This window comes from Kribbella albertanoniae (assembly GCF_004348455.1).
Classification (GTDB): Bacteria; Actinomycetota; Actinomycetes; order Propionibacteriales; family Kribbellaceae; genus Kribbella; species Kribbella albertanoniae.
Map to the genome: position 1 here is coordinate 1 of NZ_SMKA01000469.1, position 2,933 is coordinate 2,933.

5 protein-coding genes are annotated in these 2,933 nt (G+C 66.8%); all 5 read left to right on the forward strand.

Annotated features, from left to right (window positions below):
* Nucleotides 1–689 (forward strand): DUF4241 domain-containing protein (locus E1261_RS44150; protein ID WP_238176843.1); only part of this gene is annotated, 689 nt, incomplete at its 5' end.
* 211 nt (nt 690–900) lie between these two features.
* Nucleotides 901–1,191 (forward strand): 30S ribosomal protein S6, encoded by a 291-nt coding sequence (gene rpsF / locus E1261_RS44155; protein WP_132416259.1) that lies wholly within the window; start codon nt 901–903, stop codon nt 1,189–1,191.
* Nucleotides 1,192–1,283: 92 nt separating this feature from the next.
* Nucleotides 1,284–1,877 (forward strand): single-stranded DNA-binding protein, encoded by a 594-nt coding sequence (locus E1261_RS44160; protein WP_132416261.1) that lies wholly within the window; start codon nt 1,284–1,286, stop codon nt 1,875–1,877.
* Between the two features lie 83 nt (nt 1,878–1,960).
* Nucleotides 1,961–2,194, forward strand: coding sequence for a 30S ribosomal protein S18 (gene rpsR / locus E1261_RS44165; protein WP_012924539.1), 234 nt, complete (start codon nt 1,961–1,963; stop codon nt 2,192–2,194).
* 14 nt (nt 2,195–2,208) lie between these two features.
* Nucleotides 2,209–2,655, forward strand: a complete 447-nt coding sequence (rplI, locus tag E1261_RS44170; protein ID WP_132416263.1) for a 50S ribosomal protein L9 — start codon at nt 2,209–2,211, stop codon at nt 2,653–2,655.
* The last annotated feature ends 278 nt before the right edge of the window (nt 2,656–2,933 follow it).

Below are 2,933 nucleotides of genomic sequence, written 5' to 3' on the forward strand. Positions count from 1 at the left end.
GGGTGGGTGAGCGGTTCTACGCTGAACTGGTGATCACTCCGAGCTTGTTCCGTGCCCTGCGTCCCGGTCCCGTCGAGGTCGACCGCCGTACCTGGTCCCTGACTGTCCACGAGCTCGGCGTACTGCGGGTCCCGAGTGGCCGGCTCGAGGCCTCGGACCCGTTCGTGACGCTGGGCGAGGGCCCGGTGGTCGACGTACCGCCGGGGGACTACCCGGTGTTCGTGACGGTGGCGGACGTGTCGGACGCCCAGGACGGGAGCCACCTGCGCGAGGCGTACTTGTCGGTGCGGCTCGCCGAGGGCGAGGTCGCCGGGGTCGAGGCTGCGACGAGTGGGGACGAGGAGCTCGACGAGGACGAGTTCTGGCTGGTCGCGGTCGACGCGGGCACGGTCGCCTTCGCGGATGCCGAGGCGGTCCGGACGATGATGCCCGAGGGCGACTGGTACGAGGACCTCTTCGAGAACGACAGCGAGGACAGCTGGTTCGCGCTGATGGACTCGCCTGACCACCTGCGCGAGGGGTGCGCGAACATCGTGCTGCCGCTGGCCACGGAGGGTGAGAATCTCGTGCTCGCCCACTCCGGCTGGGGTGACGGTGCGTATCCGGTGGTGCGGACGGTGGCCGCGGACGGGACCCCGCTCGCGATCCATATCGACCTCTTGGTCGTGGGTCCGGAGAGTGACGACTGATCGACCGGTAGTGAGGGCTGCGGTGTACGTTGCCCTGTGGATATGGTCAATCCGCTGTCCGAACGCTGGTATTCTTTGGATGTGGCCCGGTCCATCGACCGGGCTCGTTGCTTGACATCGGCGGCAAGTGCCGATGTCAGGTGCAATCGCATCGCCCTCCTGCCACGGAAAGACCGTGGCCGCCAAAGTCCGAAGGAGGTGGAGTTCGCGCATGCGTCGTTATGAAGTCATGGTGATTCTCGACCCGGAGCTCGACGAGCGCACGGTCGAACCGTCCATCGACACGTACCTGAACATCGTCCGCAAGGAGGGTGGCACCGTCGAGAAGCTCGACATCTGGGGCCGCCGCAAGCTTGCGTACGACGTCAAGAAGAAGGCCGAAGGCATCTATGCCGTCATCGACCTGACCGCGGAGCCCGCGGTGGTGAAGGAGCTCGACCGTCAGCTCACGCTGAACGAGTCGATCCTCCGCACCAAGGTCATCCGGCCGGACCAGCACTGACCCTGGGGTCGTCAGCAGCCATCGGTACTGTCGGCACCAGCCGGTACCAATAGCTGTAGACACAGTCACACCCGAAAGCAGGAGGAGTTGTCATGGCCGGGGAACCCCCCATCACCCTGATCGGAAATCTGACGGGTGATCCGGAGCTGCGCTTCACGCCGTCAGGCGCCGCGGTGGCGAACTTTACGATCGCCTCGACGCCGCGGAATCTGGATCGGCAGAGCAACGAGTGGAAAGACGGCGAGACCCTCTTCATCTCGTGCTCGGTCTGGCGCCAGGTCGCGGAGAACGTCGCTGAATCCCTCACCCGAGGATCCCGTGTCGTTGTGCACGGCCGTCTGAAGGCGCGGAGCTACGACGACCGCGACGGCAACAAGCGGACCGTCTTCGAGTGTGACGTCGAGGAGATCGGCGCGAGCATGCGCTACGCGACCCTCAAGATCTCCAAGACGACGCGCTCCGACGGCGGTGGCGGCGGTTTCGGTGGCGGCGGTGGCAACCAAGGTGGTGGCTACAGCGGCAACCAGGGTGGCGGTAACCAAGGTGGTGGCGGCCAGGGTGGCGCCCCGCAGAACGACCCCTGGGCGACCCCGCAGCAAGGCGGTGGCGGCGGCGGTCAGGCCGCTCCGCAGAACGACCCCTGGGCCAGCCAGGGCGGCGGCTCGATGGAGGAGCCTCCGTTCTGATCCGGTTCACCGGGTTTCACCTTCGAAAGACAGACCATTCCGGCATCCGTGCCGGGCTCTGGAAGTAGGAAGAGAGCACCACAATGGCCAAGATCATTCGGAAGCCGAAGAAGAAGGTTTGCGGCTTCTGCAAGGACAAGGCGACGTACGTCGACTACAAGGACACCGCGCTGCTGCGCAAGTTCATCTCGGACCGCGGCAAGATCCGCGCCCGCCGGGTGACCGGGAACTGCGTGCAGCACCAGCGCGATGTGGCCACCGCTATCAAGAACGCTCGTGAGGTGGCACTGCTGCCCTACACGAGCACCGCTCGCTGAGGGAGGTCCGACACATGAAGCTCATTCTGCAGCAGGAGGTCGAGGGCCTCGGAGCCCCCGGCGACATCGTTGAGGTCAAGGACGGCTACGGCCGTAACTTCCTGGTTCCGCGTGGTCTGGCCCTCGGCTGGACGCGCGGCGCCGAGAAGCAGATCCAGTCGATCAAGCGGGCGCGTGACGCCCGGGCGATCCAGGGCAAGGAGCACGCGAGCGAGGTCAAGAACCAGCTCGAGCAGCTCGCTGTCACGCTGGGCGTCAAGGCCGGCGAGACCGGCCGCCTGTTCGGCTCGGTGACCCCGGCCGACATCGCCGGCGCCATCAAGGCCGCCGGCGGCCCGCTGGTCGAGAAGCGCGCGATTTCGATCGCGTCGCCGATCAAGACCACCGGCAAGCACCAGGTCTCGGTCCAGCTGCACTCCGAGGTGGCCGCAACGGTCCGCCTCGAGGTAGCCCCCGTCTGACCAAGCCCCACCCGAAGGCCCGCGTTCCCCTCAGGGGACGCGGGCCTTCGCGCGTCTCCCGTTCGCACTCACTTTGAGCACCCGCCAACCATCGACACCCCGCCGCGACGGTTGAACCGTGCTCAAGGTCGCCCGGCCGGCTCACTTTGAGCACCCCTCGACCATCTTCTGGTCGTGCACCTGGTTGAACCGTGCTCAAGGTCGCACCGGCTCGCGGCCGGAGGTGGTGGCCTCAGCCTGCGGCGGGGGCGGGCCAGCGGGGTGGTTTGGGGTCTTCG